The sequence below is a fragment of the Bacillus sp. AFS017336 genome (assembly GCF_002555445.1).
Taxonomy (GTDB): domain Bacteria; phylum Bacillota; class Bacilli; order Bacillales; family Bacillaceae_G; genus Gottfriedia.
Window position 1 is genome coordinate 17653 of sequence record NZ_NUCO01000007.1, and the last position, 22566, is coordinate 40218.

The following is a 22566-nucleotide window of genomic DNA, read 5'->3' on the forward strand; positions in this document are numbered from 1 at the left end:
TTTCAGATTCAAATATAATAATTTGAAGAAATCTTTTTACCTCCGAATCGAATTAACAAATCGCAATGTGCTTAAACCAAAACAAAAAAAGCCTGTCCCCAAGGCATAATACTCCCTTGTTTGACAGACTCCTCCTTTAAAAACATATGTATTTCTTCTAGTATATCATCTAATATTAAAATAGATGTAATCATAATTAAAATTATAATTCTTTGTGAATATTTCCAAATTAATACTTTACGTCATATCAAAAGTAAATCTAATAATTAGATAGAGGTGCTACATGGAAACAATTTATTTAGTTTTTGGAAAAGGATTTAAAAAAGAAGATATTATCTATGTCGGTACGGAAAAAGATGAAGCAATTAATTACTATTTTGCCTGCCATAACGTAGATCTTGATAATCAAATTGATATATCATATGGCATAAATTATAACGATAGTTGGATACAAACTTGGAAAAATGGCAAATTAGTAGAAAAAGAATGGCGACCAAATATAAATGGATTAGAATAAACTAACAAATTTTTAAAGAAACAAGCAAATTTGCTTGTTTTTTTGAATATATCCAATTGATTACTCCTCTCCAAATATCCCAATCTTTTAACTAAATATGCATAACATGCAATTCATATTACTCCCGGTTTTTTGAAAATAAATCTTTCTCTATTACTGTCCAGCTTGTTCTTTATCTTTTAAATACATAATGACTTTAGGGATACTCAAACCTTGTACTAACAATGAAAACACTACATTCGCATATACAATTAACAAGATATTTTCTCTATACGGAAAATCGGCAGGTAAAGTTAGTGCCAGTGCAATTGACAAAGCTCCTTTTAATCCTCCCCAATTAATAAGGAACTTTTCATGTTTTGTAAAAGTTTTAATTTTTAACAGACTAATATATACAGCAATTGTTCTAGCAATTAATACAATCATGATCGTTACTAACGAAACCTTCCAATTTTCTAGTACGTCTAAACGATAAACTACTAGACCAATGAGTAGGAATAAAATTGTATTTCCTACAAACGAAACGATGTCCCAAAAACTTGCTATGTAATCCTCTGTCACCGAGCTCATTCCGATTTTCTTTCCATAGTTCCCAAATACAATGCCTCCAACAACAACTGCGATTACTCCACTCCCATGAAAATGCTCAGAAATAAGATAACTTCCATAAAAAAGTAAAAAAGATACCATTGTTTCAAGAGGATAATTGTCTACGAAACTAATCATGTATGAAGCTAAAAAACCTAAACCTAATCCTATAACAGTTCCAATCAGAACAACTTTAAAGAATAAAAAAATACCCGCCCAAATTCCTGATATACCCATGTTTATATAACTTAATAGGAATACGGTAGATATTTTAAAAAATACAACTGCTATTCCATCATTAAACAGACTTTCGCCTTCTAAACTAGCTGCCATACTTTTCTTTACACTGTATGTTTTAAACATACCCATTACCGAAATAGGATCAGTTGCACACATAAGAGAAGCAATTGTAAAGGATACTACTACTGGTAACCTACAAATAAAAATCAATGCCACTGCAACAAGTACAAACGTTAAGAGTGTACCTAAAAGAGCTAAACTTAAGATTTCATTCTTGTATTTTTTAATTTCTCTATATTCAAACTTCATCGACGCCTCACCTAGAAGAGAGGGTAAAAAAAGACCAAGTACAATCAACGAAAAGGTCTCACTATTTGTAAATAAATCAGCAATTTTATCTAAAAAATCAATATTCAATAAACCAATGACTAAACCAATAATGACAAGAAATATTGTGTATGGTTTATTAAATTTATTTGCAATCAACCATGATATCACTCCAAATAGAAGCAATATTAAGAATTCTCCTATTATTATATTTGAAATTTCTAACAAACCGTGTTCCATTTAATCTCTCCTTTGTAGAAATTAGACACACATCAATAACAGTTGAGTAACAAGTGTAGTCTAAATGATGGAAATAGATAACTTAATCCTCCAGAAATTTGCTGTACACCAAAGACTATTGATGGGACAATGCCAAAAACGGTTGCTAGTACAGCCAAAATATCTATGGTTCGCCCTATCCATGATGAGGAATTTGTATTAAAAAGAGGAGAAACTGTTGAGCTTATTGTTCCTTTTCAAAAAAAGAAACACCCCTATTTATATTTAGTTATGGTGTGTCTTTTTTGGTTTTACCGATTTATTCGCCTTTACTTTGTTCTTTAACAGGATTAGAAATCCCTCCAGGAGGCAGAACTAAAATATTATCCCGTTGACTTTTAAATCGAAATGGAGCAAAAGGGGCAAAATATGGCTCGCTAAATGAACGAAGACTGCATAAATGGAACAAAATTATCATGCTAAATTATCATGCTCACTATTAATATTCCAATCAAACCAATATATGCTCCAGCCATTAATATTAAATATCGAAAAAGCCTCGCTACAATCGACATATTGTAGTATGGTATAGCGAAACTGGCTATTGCAGTAACCGCAACAATAATAATCATGGAATTTGATATAAACCCAGCTTGAACGGCTGCTTGTCCTAATATTAAAGCACCGACTATTGAAAGTGTTTGTCCAATTAATCTTGGCATTCGAACACCAGCTTCTTGTAATAACTCAAATACTATTTCCATTACTATTGCTTCTACAATTACAGGTAATGGCACTCCTTCACGCTGTGCAGCAAAGTTTACCAATAAAACCGTTGGAATAATTCCTTGATGAAATGAAGTAACCGCTACATAAATCCCTGGGACAAACATAGCTGCTAAAAAGCAAATATATCGAAGCACCCTTATAAAAGTCGATACATAAGTACTTTGATAGTAATCTTCAGGAGATTGAAAAAATTGGATAAAAGTTGTTGGTAATATCATTACAAATGGACTGCCAGCAATAAAAAGAATTATTCGACCTTCTAATAAATTTCCAACAGCAGCGTCAGGTCGTTCAGTAAATATCGAGGTTGGGAAAAATGTTTGTTGATCATTATGGATATATTTCTCTAGATAACTTGAATCAATAACGGCATCAATTTTAATTGAACTGATTCTTTTTTTTACTTCTTTTAAGAGTTCCTGATCAACAACACCTTGTATATACATAATTTCTACATCAGTCCTCGTAACTTCTCCTACTTTATATGTTTCTAATCGAAGTGCCGTATGCTGAATTCGATTACGAATCAGGGACGTGTTTGTCCTTAAACTCTCAGTAAAACTATCTTTTGGACCTCGTATAATAGTTTGTGTCGAAGGCTCAGTTATCTCTCTCGATTGAACCATTTTTGTACAAGCAACTAAAAAATTACAGTCGTGATTCAATAATATAATAGTATCACCTATAAGAAGGGCTGTTAGAAGATTGGTATAACTAGATAATGCCTTGATACTGAAATTACACCTTTTAATCCATTTTCCAAATCCAATAATGAAAATTTAGCATTCGAATGCAACTTATTTAAATTTAAGCAAATAATTTTCTCAATAATACCGTCATTTACAACTTCTTCATTAGAAATTCCGTCAATACGAATGATTGCGTAAGAATGACCCATATTTCTTCCAATCGTTTCCTGTCTGATTATGAGATCAGAACTATCACCTAAATCTGATTTGATTCGTTTAATATTTTCATTTATATCTATACTTAAGGTCCGAGTCAGATCACTTTGAAATGGAATCTGGTTATTACTTACTGAACTATTTACTTGTTTATAGTTAAGCATTATTCACCATCCTCCATTTTTGAATGTAGAAATAATTTTTCCTAAAGTAGGAAAATTTATGTAAAAGGTAATAAAAGGGCTTTTAAGTTTTTTACTTAAAAGCCCTTTTTTTGGCTAACGAATAAGATGATTAAAAACAATTCTTACTTTCCTTGCAAATTCTAAAGGGTTCTCAACTAACATAAAGTGAACATACAAAATATTATAGATACATTGATATTCCTATGAAATGTGACAGAACAAGTGCCATTTTCTAGATGATGTTTTCCGCCAGCGATTTCCCCAGGCTTATAATAAATACAGCTAATAAATACACATCTTAATATAGGATAGAGTCCTAAATGAAATAGAATAGCAGACAATGATAACTCATTATATGAAAACTCTTAATTTTGATCATTCATTAAAATTTTCCTAAAATAAATTATAAAAAGACTGATTCAAGAATAATAATTTTTGTTTTTGAACCAGTCTTTTTTAATTGTAAACTTTATCATTAAAACACTGAACCTGTTTTTTCAATGTTAACTTTAACCTTTATGTCAAATTGAACATTTTTATATTCTTTTTCCCAATCAATTTTCTTCCAAATTTCCGGATAGGAACTTGATAGTATCCTTCCAATTCCTAAAGCATCGCAATTAGCTTTCAAGAGGGAATTAGTTACAAATTCTAATTGTTTAGTGAGTTCGGATGCAAGTTCATTATTAAGCTTTTCTATGTTTATTTTCACGCCAGGTTTATTTGAGTAGTTTAAAACATCAATATTTAATTTAAGATCTAATTTACCTGTTATTTTTCGTGTAGATTTATTTACTTTTAATTTTAGATCTCTATTTACATTTGCTGTCTTAAATAAGACTGTGCGATTTTTGTCAAGATCAATAGCCATCTGACTAAACTTATCTAATCGATTCATTAAAAGTAATAATAAACTACTCTTTTCCTCTGATAAACTAATTCCAGTATACTTATCACCATTAAATAATTTAACTCCAGCAATAATTAGTTTATTTTTGTTATCAGTAGTGACGTAAGGTAATACAATATCCTTACCAGGATCAACGATTTGAGGCCATGCAGTAAACACACTTTCATTTGAAATTTCTGTAGATTTTTCTGCTGCTTGTAATCCTTTTAATATAACAAAAGCTATAGGACTCGTTTCAGGATTTAATGACAGAATATCGCTACCTTTTCCTTCTACTATTACTACTTTAGATGAGACATATGCATTTTTATTGCGATAAAAGGCTTCCAATATTGGATGTATACCTTTTTTGGCTAATTCTTCGCCTATTAAGATAACATACGCTTTACTAGCATCTATTTGACCCGGTACACTTTTGTTTATATCTACACTTAGACCAGATATATTCTGTCGTGAAGCTTGAATTACTTCGTCCTTAACCTCAAATTGACCTCCACCTTTATTTTGAATTGATAAAGTTCTAACTGATGAAAGTATTTTTCCATCTTCTGTTAAGTCAAAACTTATTCCATTTATAAATGTTTTATTTACTAGTAGCGACTGATCCCAACAACCTGTTAATAGAAATATAAGGGAAATAATTATTGTTATACTAACACTTTTCAAGTATTTTCACTCGCTTTATATTTGTTTATAAGTACGGAAAAACAAAGCAGTATAAAAGGTAGTGCAAATACTACTATATAACTTAAATAAGTAACCAATTTACTAAAGATATCTATTTTTTTTTCATCCATTGGAAGGATTGATATGCAATAAATTAATACTCCATTAATCCAAAGTACTGTTTTATATGTCTTCACTTTACTAATACTTTTCACTGAAAAATATAAATACGCGATAACCGAAGTAGACATTGGCACTATCCATACAGATAAGAAAAGTAAATCTACCCGATCAATCATTTCATAAGATAGTCCTTCAAATAAAAATAATAAAGGGTCCCTTATCATAGGTAGCTGAGCTGGGGCAAAACTTATAAGACAAAGGAATATAAAATATGTGTAAATCGTTGTTATTGATAAATTACTTAATGTAACTGTTTTAAATACACCTTTTTCTCTATTTTGAATAAATGGATATATAAAGAGTATGCCTTCGAATCCTAACATGGAGACTAACGATTTATGACTACCAAGAAAAATATGTTTTATCCCTGAGCTCCCTATTGGAAGAATGTATTGAACATCTTTAGGTAAGTTGAAAGTTAATAAAGATAAAAATAATAATAATCCAATAAGGAATGATGCTAAAACAAAAAACCTGGCTATCACTCTTAACTCACTAATTGTTAAATAGATACATGCCATCAAGATAACCATAGAAATAATCCATATAGGTGTTAATGGTAATAACCATAAATTTATACATATTATAAATAGTTTTAGAGCTAGACTTCCTGTAAGAATAAAATAAAGGAAAATAAAAATATTACAAAACTTTCCTAAAAAGCGTCCAAAAACTTTTTGGATAATTTCAGGATATGTATTGTTCGGATATCGTCTAAGTAAGAGTATATAAACTATCAAAGTCAATTGAACAGCTATACCAGCTATGATGCTCGAAATCCAACCGTCTCCTTTAGCTATTCTTTGTACAGCATTTGGTAAGGATAGTATCCCAATACCAAGTTGGGTTTGGACTATAAAGAAATATGCCTGAAATCTTGAAATCGACGTGTTTTTCGGTATCATTTTCTCTTCCACACTCGAGAGGATCCTTGCTGTAATAACTTTTTAGGTTTTGCATTCGTAGGTCTTGTATTAAGTTTCCATATAGGTAATCTAATAAATATATCCTTTAAATCTTCCTTCCTAAATGGTGCTAAAGGAGAAAAGTACGGTATACCGAAGGCTTGTAATTTACATAAATGCATAAATATAAACATTAAAGTCAAGGTTATCCCAAAGAATCCAAAAATAGAGGCAGCAATCATAGTAGGAAAACCTAATAATCTAGCACTTGTCCCCATCTCGCTAACAGGAGCTACAAAAGATGCAATAGCAGTTAATCCAATTACAACTATCATTGTGTTAGAAACTAAATGAGCCTCTACTACTGCAGTACCAATTACAAGACCACCAACAATCCCGATGGTCTGAGCTATTGGAGAAGGTAATCGTATAGCAGCTTCTTTCAATAGTTCCAAGATAATTTGCATCGTAAAAGCTTCTATTAGTGGGGGAAAAGGTACAAACTCTAAAGAGACTCTAATAGAATATAAAATACCCATAGGGAGTACTTCAGAATGATAAGAAACAATAGCAATATATATAGCTGGCAAACTAATCGCAATAATGAAACTTAAAACTCGAACAATCCGAAAAAAAGAACCAATTAACCAACGATGATTATAGTCATCAGGAGATTGATAAAATGAAAAAAAAGTTATTGGAAGGATTGCGACTGTGGGATTTCCGTCTACGATGATACATACTTTTCCTTCTAATAAATATGAAACAGCTCTATCAGGTCTTTCTGTATTTAATATTTGCGGAAAAGGAGTAAAAGGATTTTCTTCAATTAATTCCTCTAAAGATCCAGTTGATTGAAGATGGTCAACATTAATCAATGAAATTCTTTTCTCAATCTCTTCGACGAGCGATCTATTAGCAAGGGAGTCTATAAATACCATAGCTACTTTCGTATTTGTGATGTTACCCAGTACAAAATATTTCACTTTAAATTGATGGCTTCGTATCCTTTTTCTCAATAAGTAAACATTTGTATTTAAACTTTCAACAAATCCATCGTGGGGACCATTTATAACTTGCTCATTTTCTGGTTCCTGAATGGATCGTCCAAGACTTTCGGGAGCAGCTGCCAATAAACCAAAGGAACAATTCTCTCTTAAAATAAGACAAAATCCATCCAGTAAACTTTCACCTATAGTCGAAATCTTAGAAGACTTTTTCATTTCATATACTTTAATTATATTTTCTTCTTCTCCTGTATTTTCCTTTAATAAGGGTTCAATAATAAATGACTGAAGAGATTCTTTATTAACCATCGTTTCCAGATACATAATGGCATAGTTAAAGCTATTACTCTTAATTTCAGTTAATATCAAATCTTCGGTTTGTGCTAAATATATTTTGATTTGTTCTATATTTTCTGAAAGCTCATTAGTAATATTCCCATGAAGTCTTTCTGTTCTAGTTTGCATAATGTTACTCCTTATCGAACTATATAACTTAATTCTTTCCACAAAAAATACTGTGTATACAAAAACAAAATCAGAGTATACTAAATTACTCATTTACCAAATAATTATTAGAAAACTCAAAAAAAAAAACAATATGTACCTTTTAGTGATAAAGTATAAGGGTTTATTTTATAGTTAAATTTTTTAAAAAAGGTTTTGTGAATCGAATAATAATTTAGAAGCTTAATGTTTTTCAAACTGTTCCTATATTCGCGAAATAATCCTAAGAACATCATAAAAAATATCACTATCTAATACAGGTAAATTTTCAACATTTTATAAAAACAAAAAAGCCCAAACCTAGATATTTCCTCCAAACTTAAAATTGTATTAGACCTTTTTTTATATTTCTTAATTTCAAAGCGCTTTAAATATATTAATAATCAGTCGTTCATTCTCCAGTTCACAAAACTTACCAAATGATAACGACAACAAAAATATTGATATAAACAATAAAAACAACAACAATGCCAAAGATAATAAAGTATATGTTAATGATGACAATGATGTTGTTGTTGTTAATGTTGGTGTTAATTAGATGACAATTTAATGCATATGAAGCTATTCACTCAAACGTAGAGCAAGCTAGAAGTAGCTGATAAAATATTCATGAATATAAAAAAGAATTATCCGAAAAATCAATTACTCATTACTGAGAAAAATATGTCAAATATAACAAATCAATGCAATCATTAGTGGAGAATGTTTATACAAAGTTAGGATACGTTAATCAATTCATTGATAGTGATAGAGAAATTCTTGCTATCCTAAATGCTAATGAAGAATAGATGTCATTTAGCAATGAAATAAAACAAGTACAAACCGAATTGGCAATGAGGGAAATAACAGATTTTAGTATCTTTCACCCCATCTTCCAATCTATAAACATGATGTACTTTTAAGTAAAGAGTTCCATTAAAAGACCTTCTAAATGAGGCTCCATTTCCGCACTTATCACAAATACCGTATACTCGGAAGGTAATTGATTTCCAAAGCGAACTTAAAGTTGCGTTTGTTGAATTTAATTGTAAGGAAGTTATTAAGGTAAAAAATTAGTTTTCGTTATCCTCTAAACAAAAAAATAGCAGAAGGATTGTCCTATCTGCTTTTCTTTAATTTATGAATATTCTCTTTCATTTTTTCATTTAGCTTCATTAATTGACTGTTACTTCTATCTCTCTTTGGTGCTGTTGAAGGCTTATCCAATAAGTATGGACTTTTCTTTCTTTTGTCTGCCATATTTATCTCTCCCATACAATGGTTATTAAACTATATTTTCTGTATGGTCTAAATATGATTTTTTTAAACAAAAAGAGCAGAATCATTTCTGCTCTGCTCTCATAAACCTAATTTTCATATCGACTATGCTTCAAACGTTCAACCGCTTTATCGCTTCTCTTAAATAAATCCTTTGTATATAGTGATGGAGAAGTTCGTGGAACCGTTCGAGTAGACTTTTCTAATAAAAAAGGAGACCTTGCTTTAGCACTACGTCTTTGTCTTGTACTTTCATTCTTCTTTTCTACTATTCTCTCTTCCATAAAACCACTCCTTGCTTATGTATTTACCATTATGTTATCAGACTTACACTTTTTCTTCTACTACTTTATAAATTAGGAAAAAACTATTGTTTAAGCCAACTATGTATTGTAGATAGACTGATTAGATTATCAGGATCAATGTCAAGAACATCTTTTTCAGAATCAACAGTAATCACAACAGGATATATTCTTGCCATAAAAGGAATTAATGTTGTTTTAGCGTCAAAGTGCAATACATCATTATTTTTTAATGACTTTATTTCATCATCCGTCAGTTTTATTCCAAGTGTCCCTGTAAGTTCCTGTTTAAAAAGCACTGTATCATCCATATTGAAAACAGTAATTTCTTGCCTACAAGTGTCTCCGTATACGGCAAGGAAATCTTCTAAACTACTTCGATATGATTCTATATCAGACCAATTTTCAGTCTTAAATCTGGAGCTATCAATTGCATCTAATATATTAATAAACTGCTCAATCCTACCTTGCGTTCTTGAAATAACCTTCTTCATTTCCTCATTCACGCTTTCCATATCGTTGATAGGTTCCATTTCTGCCCCTGCAAATTTCTTTAGTCCTGGAGTTAAGAAAAGAGCTAAATCAACAAAAATAAACATTCCTGCTATTAACGTATAACGTTGCCACTCTTTTATCTCAAAACCATTCTGATTAAGTAATAACACAATTCCTACAATGAAAAAGAAGTACCATGTTTTACGCAAGTTTTGCCGATATTTCTTGAAGAATTCAAAGAATGCCCAACTGATATATAAAATAATACCTGATATTATAACGAGAATAATCCATTTATATTCCTGAATAAACGAAAATATTGAATTTCCCCATTTAAGTTTTAACCAAAAAGAAACTGCTATGACGACTACCAAAATAGCGATTTTTAAGAATATCTTAAATCCATAACGCTTAAATAATTTTTGTTTCCTACGATTTGCCATAATTCACCTCCAAATCTTTATAATTTCAGAGTTCATTGTCTTTCACATTATTGCAATTACTATGTTGCTTTATATCTCTACAAAAGTACAAAAAAAAAACGCGTGTGGCTTTGAAGAAAAGGTTAACCTTCGGATATTCATAAGATTATGTAAATCTCTTTTATAACATTATATATTTTAATAGAAATTCAGAGAATAATTTTATTATATAAGTAACCCCTCCAAATTTTCCATTAATTTATTTAATTTTAAACTTTTAAGAAATCTATTTATAAAATTACTAAAATAAAAACTATGACTATATTTAACGATTATATTTCATTTGTAGCTCGTATTGATTAATATACTTCAGGTGCATTCCTGTTTTTAACATGTGTTTTATTTTATCTTGCCAATGTAAGTACCAGTATGCTGAAGCAAAATGAAATACAACACTACGAAAGAAAGTAATAAGATTTGAATAAACCACTAAATATTTTAGCCGTTTTTATGGAGGAGAAAATGTAACAAAATCCAAGTTGAAAGATATCTATAGTACATCGCCCCACCTGATTCACTGATATTTCTATTTTGGAGAACTTTCTTGTTCTCTTTAATGATGTGAGCTATTGTATGCTAAAAATGTTTTCTTGCATCTATTTATTAAATATCAAATAAAATAGAGCAATTTTTTATGAAATTAAAAGAAATCATAACCACCAGTTAAACTGGTGGTTATGACTTAATAGAGTCATGTCATTCGTTTGTTTTGTTAGAAATTAAATATTTTAGCTTATTTTACTTTCATCTAAGGCATGTTGCCAACTTGGGTAGTAATACAAAGCACTCCGCATTAAATCAGGGTAATATTGTTTTACCTCTTTTTTACGTAGAGAATTACCTTCATTATGTAACTTCTGGATCTGAGTAATGACTTCCTTTGATGTTAATTTGACATCCATTCTTCATTCCTCCCTTTCAAAGTTATCAAGATTATCTGTCCCTTTGGCTCACGATTGAAACTATTAACATATTTGAAAATTCATCACATCTATATTTCTGAAAATTCTAACATATCGAATGGTTATTGTGAAGTAACTTGCTCCTGTCAGATATTAAATAAATCTAACTACCTATCCTAAACTCTTATTGATATTACTTCTGTCCTGTCAACTGCCCGACAAACTCAACATCATCAATCTTCCAGCCTTGGTCTTTCACATAAATCAAGGACGTTTTGACAATGACGGTTTCTGTATTACTGACATCATTAAATTCTGTATTTAACTTAAATTCATTAAAGAACTCAGCTTCAGTCTTTGAAGATTGGTATTCAAAGGGCTTTAATCCTACGATTGAGGATTTCACCGATTGATCCCCATTCGGAATTTTCAGACCTGATGGGTGTGTTGCTTTATATCCCTGATCAGTCATAAATGGTTTAATGTTTTGATATCGTTCAGCAGTCGTTTTGTAGGTGAAGAAGTTTTTTAGAAATGCTCGGTTTACCTCTAATGCGTCCGTATTTTGGATAGAGGTTAAAGAAGCAATTTTCTCTTCATAGTTTTTTTGGTTGGCCATGACTTCTTGCAACTGTGTTCGTAAACTGAACGCATATACGATCACGATAGCCGCAGCGATAAACCCAAACATTAGCAAGATGACGTTTTTCTTTTGATTTGGTTCCATAAACCTCTCACCTCCATTATGGAATCCGTCTGAAGCCTAAGAAAGGATAGTACTTCTTCCATTCTTCAACGGAAGAATAGGAAGTGCCGTTGCTGCTATTTGCATTAATGAACTTTCCATCTCCTACATACATTCCGACATGAGAAGGTCCTATCTTATAAGTAGAGAAGAAAACTAGATCACCTGGCTTTATTTGATTTTCAGGAACGGGGATAGTTTTGTTGTATTGTGACTCGGCTGTCCCGTATAGATCAATTCCAACTTGTGCGAAAGCATATTCAAGTAATCCTGAACAGTCAAACCCTCCTGATGCTGGTGTTCTACCACCCCATACATATGGAAGACCAAGAAATTCTTTCATTTTATTATGGACTTCCTCCACATCAAAACGTTGGGTACTGTTACCCACAACCACAACGCTGCCATTTTCGGTGTGGTAATAGCGAAGGACATGTTCCACATAATTTACATCACCGTAACTAGACCAGCCAAGCTTTTCAGCCATCATTAGACTGAATTGGGTAGCTACTTCTTTGGAATAGCCTCCACGCTCCAATGCATATGGAGTAAAGCCATTTCCGAAGTTATAAGCTTGCAATGCGAGGCGAATATCGCCTTTGGCTTGCTTCATCATTTCCGAAAAATATTTCACTCCGACTTGAATCGAATAGTCAGGGTCCATAATAGCTCCAGGAGGTAGTCCGATTGACTCCGATGATTGCATCACATCTAACTGTTTTCCTCCTGACTCTTGCTGGATAAGAGCCTTAATAAGCTCCACATACTCACCAATTCCATATTCCTCAGCATATTTACGTATGAGTGGTTCATATCGCAATACTTCAGCTGATACTACTGCTGTTCCTTTAGCTCCTTCACCTGACATGCCCGATTCAAATTGATTCTCTCCGCCTAAGCTAATAGAAAGAAATAAAGCAACTCCGAAAATGGATGTGACAAGAAGGAGGATACCTGCAAGTATCCAGGTGAGAGGGTTTTTAAGAACGGCAATGGTTCCAGTAACTTTTGCACCTTTCTTCAAAACACCTTGCATAGGCACTCCTTTCTAAAACGAAATTCTAACGCAAAAATAAACAATTTGCTCTGCACGAAGCGAAATGTAACTGCGTCAAAACATTTTTCCCAAACATCATTTTCGTTGTTTTGGTTTTCTACTTTCTGATCGCTTAACCTTTTCAGTTGATGGATTTTGCCTTCTTTTATTTATCTGTTGTTGAGCTTCCCACTTAGTAAGATATTTGTCCGATTCTCTAGATGCTGCTACCTCATTTTGACCTTCCATTCTTCCTGACGACTTACGATGAGAGGAAGGTTGATGATGATTTGTTCCTGTTGAGCGTTTGGCTGCTGTTCTTTCTGACAATCCTGCGGATGCATTTTTCATACTTTTACCAGTAGTTTGTTGCTCTTGATTTTTACGTGAACCTAGTTTTTGCGGAGCATTTACCCCCACTGCTTTTCGGTGATTTGATCGTCCACCACTCGACACAGAACCATTTGAATAAGTTTTCCGCCTTTCACCTTCCCCCAGGAGCTCTTCATGACGTTTTTTCCTTTGATGGTTTCTATATGCCTTACCTACCATTCTTTTAACTCCAGTGAATCCTTTTTCGCCTGCATCACCCATTTTGTCAAATGTGTTGGTTGTCACTCTTTCGACGACTTGCTGACCCTGTATCATTCCAGCAGAAGCAACCTCAAATAGTTCAGTCCGATATTTAAATAAGCCCCACATCGTAATGCAGATTAGAAAGACGACAAAGGCATAACCCTCTACCCCATTAGTGACTTTGACCGATTCATAAAGTAAAGTAACAATTCCAGTTATAACGGCGATTAAAAGTACTAACCCTGCCTTCATCATCAGCACACCGACTAACTTCTTGCCATGATTGAATGCACTTTCACTGTAAGAAGGAATTAATGAAAGAACAAGTGGAATTGCCGTGAAAATCACTAATGCTAAAAACCATATCTGAAGCAAAAACTTAAAAATTCCTAATAACAACACAGGAATCGAAAGAGCAATGGTAGAAATGATCGTGATGATTAAATATCCAAATCGTTCCCCACTAAAATCAGGTGACATTTGCTTGTTACCATTCTTAGACTCATCTGTTACGACGTCACTTCTTTTTTCTTTTCCTTCCTCTGTGTAAGGCAAGATTTCTAATAGTTTATCTACTCGGTTTGGATCCTGACTTATTACTTCATTCTCTTTGGTAGAACCATAATTTAGAAGCAAATATGGACGCTTTACCATAAGGTTAAACAATTGATTCTCTAAGACCGCAATTCCCTCTTTTGGGTCATATGCAGCATTGGTATCAAATTCGTCTGAACTGACAAGTACGTTTGCTGAGCTGGCAATACCTTCAAGTTCCGCTCCTCTATCATTCAACCATTTGATATTTCCAGTTGCATCAGAGTAAAACCAAAAGGTGAGAACCATAATAGCTAAAGCGCCAAGAATTGCCTTTACTGCATAACCGACTTGTTGATTAACATAATAACGCCATGCTGCGACTCCTCCTATAAAAACAACAAACAACGATAAGAAAGTCCCTGACATAATTTGATAGATTCGTTCACTCATAATGCCTGCTTCGCTGACAATGGTACTAATTAAATCGAATGACATGAGCTGATTAATAGAATAAAGGGTAAAGCTAGCAATTGTCTTATTAATTCCCCACATCCCCTGATTTATGGCATGCAATGCGTTATCACCAGTGTCCTTTAGTCCATCCCCAATGTCTGCTTCCATTTTATAGTGATCTAGAGGATACTCTTTACTCTCTAATATCACTCGTCCAACCATTTCTTCCTTTTTTTGAACAATTGGTGAAGGACCTTCTGCAAGTGAAGCTGCTGGAACTAGAAGAAACAATAGTGCTAGACATAAACCTATGCCATATTTCAGGAAGTTCATCTAATCCCTCCTTATTTGCAGTGAATACAAGCTTCCCGCTCAAAATTATTTCTTACTTTCACTTGGTCTATATCTTTACTTCCTTCTATATCTATTTTCAACACTCTATTTTTTTCACGAACAACATAACTGTCATCTACTTTGTTTCCTGCCTCAGGATTTGTATAGCTAAATAGACTGTAGTACCTTTTATTTTTCTTATCATAAAAAACCTCAATTTTCATATCTTTGTATTTTAGATTATTGTTTCTAGCAGGACTCTCTTTATGGATTTCGTAGGTTCCTTCTTTAAATAAAAGTTTTTGTTCTCTCTCGTAATCAGCTTTAAGGGTTGCTCTTTCCCACTCATAAGTTACTTTTGCCACATCCTCAGGAGAAACACTCTGATTGCACCCTGCTAAAAGTGCAATCAAAGTAATAAAAAAGATTAATAGTTTTTTCATTAGATAAACGCCTCCTCAATTTCTGCTCTACCTCGATCATTTTCTTTTGTATTGAAGGCATGAATCCATTCGTCAAACAATACATCTGTTTGAATTTTGGCGGTACGACCGTACATATCTTCTACAATACACTGACCTTCTGTCAGGTTTTTCAGCATATCTCGATTCGCTTTATTGTCCTCCATGCCAAGAAATTCAATAATATTCGCTGCTTCCTCTGTCGTCTTTGCTTTAAAAGCAAATTTGGTTCCGATATTTTCTTTGATTTGTGGTTTGTTATATTCATAGGTAGACTGTGTAATGATGTAAACAGCGGAACGTAATGAACGGCCAGTCCGTAACAATTCGTTAATCAGTCGATCACCAGCACCTGTATTCATGAGCATCCACGCTTCTTCAAAAATTGTTAATTTCACGACTGAATCATCTCGAGCAAATTTCGTTGCGAATTTCGCTAATGGCTGCATCAGTGCAACGGCAATGTGTTCATCCCGCGTGACAGCCTTTTCTCCTTCGTCTGGAAGATTTAAATTTTGAATCTGTAAGATGTTGACTTGTTCACTTAGACTGATCCCTTCCACATTCCCTTCTGAAAACATGAGTTTCGCAATCCCATTTGTGCCAATCTCGTAAAGTAAGTCGCCTACATTTTTAACATCCTGATCGTCAGATGTCTGCAGGTAGCGAACGACTTTTAAAAGGCCTGGCTTACTCTCCTGTTGCATAATATAACGGACACCTTTATAGATAGCTGTTTTAACATTGCGTTCATTCGATTGAAGTTCAGATAAATATTCAAGAACGCCTACAGCTGCATCCTGTGCTTCTTCTCCTTCAAGAAAAGTAAGTGGGTCAAGTTTCCCTGCATCCTTCTTTTCACTCGATAGCGTGATATAGTTAAAGCTTTCAATCAACTCTTTGAAAAATGGAGCTATATAGTCCATTTCAGGGGTAAGTGCCTGTTTAAATTTCTTTTCGACTTCATCTTTGGGATCCGTCATAAGGACTTTTGCCCCGAAAAAGACGGAATTTAATAAGATGTCTTTCAAAAGATACGATTTCCCCATCCCAGTTGGTCCTGAAATGGTGACATGAGGGGAAGAGTATTTAGACCCTTTTAACCCTAAATGAGCAAGAAATGGGTGGTAAAATATGAGAGACTGAGAGCTTTCAAGACTTTCTCCCGCGTGTGATATGTTTTTCCCTAAGTAAAACCCTACCGTATTCCCAATTTTTCGTGTAAGAGAAAACAGTGACTCTGCAAATGATTCAGGCGTCAAAATTTGTTCCCAATCTTCTGCTATAACCTTGGCTCCTGGTATGGACTGATGGAATAAAAGGAATTGATCGGCCAATGGCTGTACAAGTTCAATTTGTCGATCTTTAAAATCGATTTTTAGCCTTCTTGCTCTTTTTCGGACTTCTTCTCTTGTCCTGCCATAGACGACAAAATGGATGTGCGTTCTTAGAAGTGGTTTTCCTTGATTTTTTATTTGATTCTCTAAATCATGTAACAGCTCTCGCCCCGTGTTAATCAAACTGTCATCGTCTTCGTTTGCCTCGATTAATTGGGCATCTTGATCGCGGAAACGCTTTTTGATGGTATTGGTCTGGTTTACATCATCCTTCATTTTCTTGTAGATGGTTCTCATATTTAGTTCGACTGGAAAGTCGTACGACTGAAATATATATGCCCATTCTTTATAGGTTACATCAATTGGAAATTCAGAAACGGAAAGAAATGCACACCAGGACTCATCATCTAACTGTTTAATATGAACATATCCAGGCTTACCTGGGTCAAGTATCCCTTCTGTAAGGCTATACATACTCCCTTCTCCATTTGGTGGTTTCTGACCTCTGACAAACTGATGACGGATTAGATATCGTAGTTCATTTTCTTTTATTCGATAAGCCCCTAAATAGTTTTGAAGCGTTGCAAAAGCTTCTTCTTCGGATTCTTTAAATAGACTGATAGTACCATCATCTACCTCTTGTCCGCCAAAACCTGCAAGCTTTTGTAAATAACGGTTCATACTTTTAAAAGAAGAGGAAAAAGTATGAATCAAACTCTCATCAAGATCACGACGTTTGAGTTTAACACCGACAAAGAATTTATACTCCACAACATGCTTTGCTTCTTCACGCAAAATATCTTTTGCACGATTTGCATAGTATTTTCCAATTTCGGCATAATTGCCTTCATACTGCTGCTCTAGACGATTCAACCGTTTATCAATATCAATTGGAATCGGAATGATTTTATAATCAATTTCCTCAAAGGCTGCAAACTGCCAAGCGAGCCTCTGAAGTCTGTTAACAAGATGATTTTCAGCTTCCTCTTCATTCACGCCTACAGTATTTTCATGTAAACGATAGTAAGACCAGGCCTCCATTTCATGGGTATAAATGACATTTTCTTTATAAGATTGAATCGGAAACTGTATCATGGATCCACCACCTTATTGGAATCGATCATAAGACTGTGCTTTTTTCATTTGGAGCTGGTAAACGCACTTTCCGTTGCTATAGCTGAATCGTTTCGTAAATACATAGCGAAAATAGCCAATAAAGAAGCGATCTAGCCGTTTACCATCTAATTTACTCCGACAAATTGCTCCAGCGATCATCCACGGCAACACCGCGTAAAAAGCCAGCTGTAGAGGGGTCGGTAAAACTTGATTAATACTTCCTCTAAAAAGAAAGAAAAATCCAAAAATCAGAACGGAGACAATTATTTGTCTGATTTCAATTCCTTTGGAGAAGACAAGAGATTTCTCACCTTTTCCGATTTTCCAAATTTTCAAAGGATATTTGAAGAATTTTCGGTAACTGTAGGCTTGTGATCTCAATGAAGACCACCACTTTTAACTTGTTTCCAAATAGCCGTTGCTAAACTTTCAAATTCACCAGGATTTGCGACAATTACATAACAGATAACCGCAAAAATAAAACTTGAGAAGAACTGTCCCCATCGTTGCGAGATGAACGCTCGAACAATCATGACGATCATGATGATAAATACGATCGCAGCAACCTGACTTGAAACATAATCGGTTAGACCTGTAATATCTGGTAGCATGGAAATCATCCTCCTAAAGTGTGTTTTAATTTATGAACATAAAATTTATTTTTTTCTTTACTTACAACAAGGGTAAATGGGTGTTTCGTTTGTAGTCCCGTATTTACTTCCTGTAAGAGCACAAGCGTCTTTACAATGTATTGCCCTTCTTTTTCTCCATCATATACTACAAAATCTTCTAATCCCTTATACTCGTAAAGATCTTTAAGAGATTCAGGATTATCCATCAAATATGACATTTCCTGGATGGAATTTGTCGTATAAGAAGTGAAGAATTGTGAGGAAAATTGTTTTAGTTCATCTTCTATCTGTACATTCTTTTTCGCTTGATCTGTTTGATCTTGAATGGCCGTAAGTCTTGTTCCACTCGGAAGTGTTTGATAATAAGGTTGCTCAATCACGTTGAAGGAACTTCCATCAGTTCCTAGTCGGACGACAATCATTTCTTCTTTATACCCCAATGCTTTAACTACCGTTGCCACTTTTTCTTCTTTTATAACTTCTTCTTTCCCTACTTCATTTTTCTTTTTCACTTCTACTTGTTCTTTTTTTGGAGTGACGTTGAAAAGCTCGTATTTGATATGGTACACGTAACTAGCTGCATCCTCTTTTACATCCTTCACCTCATAAAGACTCGCACTCTTTAAAACTCGCTTTCCTTGAAACGCTGAAAGATTCTCTAACTGTCCAACCGTTAACCCTTCAGCAAGGAAACTTTGAAGTGTTTTTGCTCGTTTTTCTCGCTTATTTTTATCATTCGATAGATTGATATAGGTATCAATAAACTGACTGGCATACGCTTCGCCAGCTGGGGAATTCGCAAAGCCTACTTCATGTAAACTGGCAATCTGCGCTGCTGCTTCATCCTGATAACCATTTACTTTCTTGTTTAAAAACCCAGTCCGAGCCCATGATTGAAAGGAGAAGAAAATAACACCTACTAGCCCCAACCAAAATAGGATGGAAAAGGCCATCCTCCCATTCAATCGAGAGGATTTTAAACGTCTTTCATCTCTTAAGACCCTTTTTCTGCCATGATCTATATTCTTTTTAAGAGCGTCGAAAACATTCATTGAATCCCTCCTAAGTCTAATGCGTTTCGTACATACACTCGACGGAAATAGGTATCTTGCTCTTCTTCCTCAACCATTTTTCGATTAATGAAGATTTCACCGATTTGCAAGTTTTTAATTTCACTTGGATTGGCTTTGAATCGTTCGACATTGCGTACCGTACCCATTTCTGCTTCATAGCTCAAATGTGGGTATTTCTTTTGGATCTGCTGTGTGACTTCTTGATCAGAATACGTTCCAAACACTTTTGCAATCCGTTCTGCATCCTTTGATGAATTGACACGTCCAGTGGCGAGTATGTTACAGTTGGATATGATTTGTTCGGTCATAATCGGGTCAACTGCATCAATATCAGACAATGTTTGAGTCGAAATAATGCATTCAAACCCTGCCGAACGTGATTTATTCACAATATCTACAATTCTGCGGTCCGCATAAGCTGAAAACTCGTCATATACACCGAAAATTGATTTTCGTCCTCTTACTTGTCGGTAAGCAACCAAACTATTTACGTCCAAGATAATCATTTTCCCAATTTTTCGAATATAATCAGCATACCTGCTTCCAGAAATACTGAAGATGACAACATCGTTGTTATCTGTAATCTTCTGAAGGTCAATTCCTTTTTCACTTTCGATAAACAAATGACCCAAATCAGATTCTAACAACTCACCTAATTGCATTTTCAAACGAGTCAGACAACCTTCCACAATCTCTTCAGGAAATTCTTGATCTAAAATGGTTTTGATGTGTTTCATTTCCTCTTGAAGTTTTGTGATTGAACGCCTATGCTTCTCCACAACCGTTTTCTTGACCGTCTCAATCTTTGGTTCAGAAAGAGTGATAAAACCGCTTAAATCGTCATCTAAAGAAGCATGGTCAATCTTTCCGACTACAACTTCTTCATCTACTTCAACTTCGACCTCTTCTTCAATTTCTTCTTGGGTACTGTGTTCTTTAAAGAATTCGTTCAATTCCTTAAAATTGGTTAACTTTGCAATCGTTTTAATCTCTCTTGGTTCGCCTGCCTCATCGATGAGTTTAACGACCAACTGTAGATAACGTGAAGCAATATCGGTGTAATAGGCGCCATCTCCTTCGGAAGAAAAGGAAAAAAGCGACATTAATTTATCTCTTGTTTCTGTGGGAGTTCCATTCTTGATGGGGTTATAAGTGAGGTGGTCCATTTCAGAAAATAGGTAAACGTTTTTCCCATATGCTTCACATAACGATTTAAATTCAAGCATCGATTTTCGTTCGCCTTTTCCATCAACAAAGATAATTGGTTTATCTTGCTGCAATGCCGCTTCCATTAAAGAAGCAATTAACGTCGTTTTGCCTGTACCGGTTCCTCCGGTCGCAAGCATGTGGTAGTTTAATTCGTTGGAGTTCAGTGATACACGTTCTTTAAAATCGGTGTACCCTATAAAAACTTCTTTTGACGGTTTTTCTCGATAGTTTTGTTGCTTCTTGTCCAAAAATTTAACCCTGTTTTTACGTAATCCTTTATACTTTTGTGCTGCCTTTTGCTTTCGTACTTCACCAGATTTGGTTTTCACTTTCTTTTTCCAAAAAAACGTTGCAAAGATGAAGAAACCAAATGAAAATAACAACGCGATTGATACTAACATTACATATGAAGAAGTATTGGCATGAATGAAATGACCTTTATTGAAAAAACGTTCAAGGCCAGTTGATAGATAAGGGATATTCATTTCAGAAATGATGCCAAAATAGGTAAGAATTTTTCCTGATTGAAATTGCCATAAAAGAAGCAAAACCCCTACCAAAAGAGCAACATATGATAGCCAGGCCCTTTTGAATTGATGAATCATCGCAAAAATTAGCATTCCTAGTAGGGCGGGAATAAAGAATAATAACCCAATCATCCCGATTAAGACATATAGCACCATTTCACCAATCAATCGGTCCGTTTCAGTTTGTTGAGATTGTTCCTGGCTTTTCAGCATTGGATTCATTTGGCATCACCTCTTCCCAACGCTCTTCTAAGATAACCGAAGGAATTTTACGCACGGAAATTTTATTCGCATTAATGAATCGTTGTTTTGCTTGATTGATTACATTGTGTATTTTGACATCATCTGCAAAGTAAATCACTTGATCATACGCGTAAGATTGGTCTTCTGATCGTTCACTTGAAAGCATGGCATCTAAAAGCTTAAACTTTTCATCATATCGTTTTCGTTCTTTCTTATTTAGTTCCAATTCAACCCAAGTCGTTGTAACTTTTCCGTCAGTTGCCTTGAAAAAGAAAACAGCATCAGGTATTCGGTCCCTATTTGCATTGTAAGCCTTTAATTTACTCTGATTATCTCCTTGTCCAATCATCGAATACCGAATTTCTCTTTCAGTACGATATTTAAATTGAACTCCCTGCTTCATAGCTTGAAACTCATAATAGAGAACCAAATCAGTTAAAAGAAGATCATGCTGCATTGTATAAATGGAGGCCTTTGTTGGAACCGTTGCACTAACATTCGTTAAATTTCGGGCATCTAATGTCCCCAAATATACTCCAACTTTATGAGCAATCATTTCATGCTTTACATAATTCTTGCCTTCTAATTTTCTTAACCGTCGATAAACACGGTGAATATTTGGTTCTTGAAATTTCAACATCATCTGCTTTGCCGTAACCATACCATTTCTCAAAATAAACGTAAGATATTCTAAATCCTTTTCTTTTAACGAAGTGTACTTCAACATCGGAAACATTCCCCTTTTCATAGAATATAGGAACCACTTTCCTGTTTAACAGTTAACCAAACCCGTTACCAATTCCATTAGCAAAAAAGACAAATCATACCGCAATTTGAATCACAACTACATATAAGAAATTAATAGATACCTAGAACAATGTCCCATATCAAACTACTAAAATAGC

The 22566-nt window shown here is 34.0% G+C and carries 22 protein-coding genes and 1 pseudogene; 1 reads left to right on the forward strand and 22 read right to left on the reverse strand.

Annotation, left to right across the window (positions count from 1 at the left end):
- The first annotated feature begins 283 nt into the window (after positions 1 to 283).
- A complete protein-coding gene (locus tag CN601_RS02820; protein ID WP_098121287.1) occupies positions 284 to 517 on the forward strand; it encodes a hypothetical protein in 234 nt (77 codons plus the stop codon).
- A 153-nt stretch (positions 518 to 670) separates the two neighbouring features.
- Here the strand turns inward: CN601_RS02820 and CN601_RS02825 are convergent, their stop codons facing one another.
- The 22 genes and pseudogenes from CN601_RS02825 to CN601_RS02915 all read right to left on the reverse strand — a co-directional run bounded on the left by CN601_RS02825 (position 671) and on the right by CN601_RS02915 (position 22388).
- Positions 671 to 1912 (reverse strand): cation:proton antiporter, encoded by a 1242-nt coding sequence (locus tag CN601_RS02825; RefSeq protein WP_098169977.1) that lies wholly within the window; start codon positions 1910 to 1912, stop codon positions 671 to 673.
- A 24-nt stretch (positions 1913 to 1936) separates the two neighbouring features.
- Positions 1937 to 2142, reverse strand: a pseudogene (locus tag CN601_RS02830) (BCCT family transporter); the annotation flags it as partial.
- A gap of 68 nt (positions 2143 to 2210) precedes the next feature.
- Positions 2211 to 2369 carry a spore germination protein gene (locus CN601_RS27975; protein WP_142317296.1) on the reverse strand — a complete coding sequence of 53 codons (159 nt, stop codon included), beginning with the start codon at positions 2367 to 2369 and terminating at the stop codon, positions 2211 to 2213.
- Between the two features lies 1 nt (position 2370).
- Complete coding sequence (locus CN601_RS02835) at positions 2371 to 3459, reverse strand: spore germination protein (RefSeq protein ID WP_098169978.1); 1089 nt, start codon at positions 3457 to 3459, stop codon at positions 2371 to 2373.
- Positions 3378 to 3749, reverse strand: coding sequence for a spore germination protein (locus tag CN601_RS02840; protein ID WP_098169979.1), 372 nt, complete (start codon positions 3747 to 3749; stop codon positions 3378 to 3380). Before CN601_RS02840 ends, CN601_RS02835 begins: the two co-directional genes overlap by 82 nt.
- Before the next feature lie 496 nt (positions 3750 to 4245).
- A complete protein-coding gene (locus CN601_RS02845; protein ID WP_098169980.1) occupies positions 4246 to 5346 on the reverse strand; it encodes a Ger(x)C family spore germination protein in 1101 nt (366 codons plus the stop codon).
- Positions 5343 to 6434 carry a GerAB/ArcD/ProY family transporter gene (locus CN601_RS02850; RefSeq protein WP_098169981.1) on the reverse strand — a complete coding sequence of 364 codons (1092 nt, stop codon included), beginning with the start codon at positions 6432 to 6434 and terminating at the stop codon, positions 5343 to 5345. Before CN601_RS02850 ends, CN601_RS02845 begins: the two co-directional genes overlap by 4 nt.
- On the reverse strand, positions 6431 to 7906 hold the full coding sequence (locus CN601_RS02855) for a spore germination protein (protein ID WP_098169982.1): 1476 nt from the start codon (positions 7904 to 7906) through the stop codon (positions 6431 to 6433). The genes CN601_RS02850 and CN601_RS02855 overlap by 4 nt, the downstream gene beginning before the upstream one ends.
- A gap of 1137 nt (positions 7907 to 9043) precedes the next feature.
- Positions 9044 to 9184, reverse strand: coding sequence for a hypothetical protein (locus tag CN601_RS26765; RefSeq protein ID WP_179865415.1), 141 nt, complete (start codon positions 9182 to 9184; stop codon positions 9044 to 9046).
- 107 nt (positions 9185 to 9291) lie between these two features.
- Positions 9292 to 9486: a hypothetical protein gene (locus CN601_RS02860; RefSeq protein WP_098119130.1), complete on the reverse strand. Its 195-nt coding sequence runs from the start codon at positions 9484 to 9486 to the stop codon at positions 9292 to 9294.
- Between the two features lie 83 nt (positions 9487 to 9569).
- A complete protein-coding gene (locus CN601_RS02865) occupies positions 9570 to 10442 on the reverse strand; it encodes a type II toxin-antitoxin system SpoIISA family toxin (protein ID WP_098169983.1) in 873 nt (290 codons plus the stop codon).
- A 767-nt stretch (positions 10443 to 11209) separates the two neighbouring features.
- Positions 11210 to 11383 carry a hypothetical protein gene (locus CN601_RS26770; RefSeq protein ID WP_179865416.1) on the reverse strand — a complete coding sequence of 58 codons (174 nt, stop codon included), beginning with the start codon at positions 11381 to 11383 and terminating at the stop codon, positions 11210 to 11212.
- A gap of 193 nt (positions 11384 to 11576) precedes the next feature.
- Positions 11577 to 12110, reverse strand: coding sequence for a hypothetical protein (locus CN601_RS02870; RefSeq protein WP_098169984.1), 534 nt, complete (start codon positions 12108 to 12110; stop codon positions 11577 to 11579).
- A gap of 16 nt (positions 12111 to 12126) precedes the next feature.
- Positions 12127 to 13164: a bifunctional lytic transglycosylase/C40 family peptidase gene (locus CN601_RS02875; protein WP_098169985.1), complete on the reverse strand. Its 1038-nt coding sequence runs from the start codon at positions 13162 to 13164 to the stop codon at positions 12127 to 12129.
- Positions 13165 to 13260: 96 nt separating this feature from the next.
- Positions 13261 to 15063 (reverse strand): CD3337/EF1877 family mobilome membrane protein, encoded by a 1803-nt coding sequence (locus CN601_RS02880; protein ID WP_098169986.1) that lies wholly within the window; start codon positions 15061 to 15063, stop codon positions 13261 to 13263.
- A gap of 11 nt (positions 15064 to 15074) precedes the next feature.
- Positions 15075 to 15506 (reverse strand): membrane lipoprotein lipid attachment site-containing protein, encoded by a 432-nt coding sequence (locus CN601_RS02885; protein ID WP_098169987.1) that lies wholly within the window; start codon positions 15504 to 15506, stop codon positions 15075 to 15077.
- Positions 15506 to 17956: an ATP-binding protein gene (locus CN601_RS02890; protein ID WP_098169988.1), complete on the reverse strand. Its 2451-nt coding sequence runs from the start codon at positions 17954 to 17956 to the stop codon at positions 15506 to 15508. The genes CN601_RS02885 and CN601_RS02890 overlap by 1 nt, the downstream gene beginning before the upstream one ends.
- A gap of 12 nt (positions 17957 to 17968) precedes the next feature.
- Positions 17969 to 18358: a TcpE family conjugal transfer membrane protein gene (locus CN601_RS02895; protein WP_098169989.1), complete on the reverse strand. Its 390-nt coding sequence runs from the start codon at positions 18356 to 18358 to the stop codon at positions 17969 to 17971.
- A complete protein-coding gene (locus tag CN601_RS02900) occupies positions 18355 to 18588 on the reverse strand; it encodes a TcpD family membrane protein (protein ID WP_098169990.1) in 234 nt (77 codons plus the stop codon). Before CN601_RS02900 ends, CN601_RS02895 begins: the two co-directional genes overlap by 4 nt.
- Before the next feature lie 5 nt (positions 18589 to 18593).
- The gene (locus CN601_RS02905) at positions 18594 to 19661 is read right to left on the reverse strand and encodes a conjugal transfer protein (protein ID WP_098169991.1); all 1068 of its coding nucleotides are present in this window, start codon (positions 19659 to 19661) and stop codon (positions 18594 to 18596) included.
- Positions 19658 to 21640 carry a type IV secretion system DNA-binding domain-containing protein gene (locus CN601_RS02910; protein WP_098169992.1) on the reverse strand — a complete coding sequence of 661 codons (1983 nt, stop codon included), beginning with the start codon at positions 21638 to 21640 and terminating at the stop codon, positions 19658 to 19660. The genes CN601_RS02905 and CN601_RS02910 overlap by 4 nt, the downstream gene beginning before the upstream one ends.
- Positions 21597 to 22388, reverse strand: coding sequence for a hypothetical protein (locus CN601_RS02915; protein ID WP_098169993.1), 792 nt, complete (start codon positions 22386 to 22388; stop codon positions 21597 to 21599). Before CN601_RS02915 ends, CN601_RS02910 begins: the two co-directional genes overlap by 44 nt.
- Between the last annotated feature and the right edge of the window lie 178 nt (positions 22389 to 22566).

Bases quoted from the DNA above. Each gene is read 5' to 3' on its own strand.
- CN601_RS26770 (WP_179865416.1), bottom strand. From the start codon at position 11,383: ATGGATGTCAAATTAACATCAAAGGAAGTCATTACTCAGATCCAGAAG.
- CN601_RS26765 (WP_179865415.1), bottom strand. From the start codon at position 9,184: ATGGCAGACAAAAGAAAGAAAAGTCCATACTTATTGGATAAGCCTTCA.
- CN601_RS02915 (WP_098169993.1), bottom strand. From the start codon at position 22,388: ATGTTGAAGTACACTTCGTTAAAAGAAAAGGATTTAGAATATCTTACG.
- CN601_RS02825 (WP_098169977.1), bottom strand. From the start codon at position 1,912: ATGGAACACGGTTTGTTAGAAATTTCAAATATAATAATAGGAGAATTC.
- CN601_RS02865 (WP_098169983.1), bottom strand. From the start codon at position 10,442: ATGGCAAATCGTAGGAAACAAAAATTATTTAAGCGTTATGGATTTAAG.
- CN601_RS02855 (WP_098169982.1), bottom strand. From the start codon at position 7,906: ATGCAAACTAGAACAGAAAGACTTCATGGGAATATTACTAATGAGCTT.
- CN601_RS02880 (WP_098169986.1), bottom strand. From the start codon at position 15,063: ATGAACTTCCTGAAATATGGCATAGGTTTATGTCTAGCACTATTGTTT.
- CN601_RS02870 (WP_098169984.1), bottom strand. From the start codon at position 12,110: ATGGAACCAAATCAAAAGAAAAACGTCATCTTGCTAATGTTTGGGTTT.
- CN601_RS27975 (WP_142317296.1), bottom strand. From the start codon at position 2,369: ATGATAATTTTGTTCCATTTATGCAGTCTTCGTTCATTTAGCGAGCCA.
- CN601_RS02885 (WP_098169987.1), bottom strand. From the start codon at position 15,506: ATGAAAAAACTATTAATCTTTTTTATTACTTTGATTGCACTTTTAGCA.
- CN601_RS02840 (WP_098169979.1), bottom strand. From the start codon at position 3,749: ATGCTTAACTATAAACAAGTAAATAGTTCAGTAAGTAATAACCAGATT.
- CN601_RS02900 (WP_098169990.1), bottom strand. From the start codon at position 18,588: ATGCTACCAGATATTACAGGTCTAACCGATTATGTTTCAAGTCAGGTT.
- CN601_RS02910 (WP_098169992.1), bottom strand. From the start codon at position 21,640: ATGAATCCAATGCTGAAAAGCCAGGAACAATCTCAACAAACTGAAACG.
- CN601_RS02875 (WP_098169985.1), bottom strand. From the start codon at position 13,164: ATGCAAGGTGTTTTGAAGAAAGGTGCAAAAGTTACTGGAACCATTGCC.
- CN601_RS02850 (WP_098169981.1), bottom strand. From the start codon at position 6,434: ATGATACCGAAAAACACGTCGATTTCAAGATTTCAGGCATATTTCTTT.
- CN601_RS02860 (WP_098119130.1), bottom strand. From the start codon at position 9,486: ATGGAAGAGAGAATAGTAGAAAAGAAGAATGAAAGTACAAGACAAAGA.
- CN601_RS02820 (WP_098121287.1), top strand. From the start codon at position 284: ATGGAAACAATTTATTTAGTTTTTGGAAAAGGATTTAAAAAAGAAGAT.
- CN601_RS02890 (WP_098169988.1), bottom strand. From the start codon at position 17,956: ATGATACAGTTTCCGATTCAATCTTATAAAGAAAATGTCATTTATACC.
- CN601_RS02905 (WP_098169991.1), bottom strand. From the start codon at position 19,661: ATGAATGTTTTCGACGCTCTTAAAAAGAATATAGATCATGGCAGAAAA.